Source organism: Bradyrhizobium sp. Leo170, from assembly GCF_004296405.1.
Taxonomy (GTDB): domain Bacteria; phylum Pseudomonadota; class Alphaproteobacteria; order Rhizobiales; family Xanthobacteraceae; genus Bradyrhizobium.
In genome coordinates, this window is the sequence record NZ_PSRR01000819.1 from 1 (window position 1) to 720 (window position 720).

The following is a 720-nucleotide window of genomic DNA, read 5'->3' on the forward strand; positions in this document are numbered from 1 at the left end:
CCCGAGAGATCGCGTTCTGGCTGGCCGCAGTCTCCCCGCCGGAGGAAGGCGCCACGCCCGGCCCTACCGCGCTTCTTCTTGAGCAAAGTGCCGCGCTGCTTGACGTGCAGGAAACGAACCACTTGGCGCGACTCCGGCATCATGAGGATCGGCGCAGTTATCTGGCCGCCCACGCCGGAGCACGTCTGATCCTTGGACATATAGTAGGCCGACCGCCCAATGCCCTGCGGTTTGCACCGTCGGCGAATGGCAAGCCGGTCCTTCTCATCGATCCGCAGGAAATCGACTTCAGCCTCAGTCATGTCAGGGGCGCCGTTGCCGTCGCAACAGCACGCATGCCCATCGGGGTCGACGTCGAACCCCTACGCGAAGTGGATCATCTGGATTCCATGAGCGAGCTGGTCCTGGCCGCCGAAGAACAAGCTGCTCTGCGGAAAGCGTCGGAGATATCCCGGTCCCGATTGTTTCTCCGCTATTGGACCCTCAAGGAGGCATTGCTGAAAGCGGCCGGGCTAGGTTTCGCAGTTCCGCCAAATGAGGTCATCGTCGATGCAGGACCAAGCCCAACGGTCCTCGCGGTACCTCCTGCGCTTGGATCTGTCGCGCAATGGCACCTTATCGCCCCTTCTGACACCTGACGGAAGCACCGACAAAAATACCGCCGTGGACGAAAATCCACGGCGGTAAATCATGGAGGCCAGCAACGTGGCGCAGTCTCAG

The 720-nt window shown here is 61.4% G+C and carries 1 protein-coding gene; it reads left to right on the forward strand.

The window, feature by feature from the left end; genetic code table 11:
* On the forward strand, positions 1 to 638 hold a 638-nt coding region (locus tag CWO89_RS44900), incomplete at its 5' end, for a 4'-phosphopantetheinyl transferase family protein (protein ID WP_130584465.1).
* Between the last annotated feature and the right edge of the window lie 82 nt (positions 639 to 720).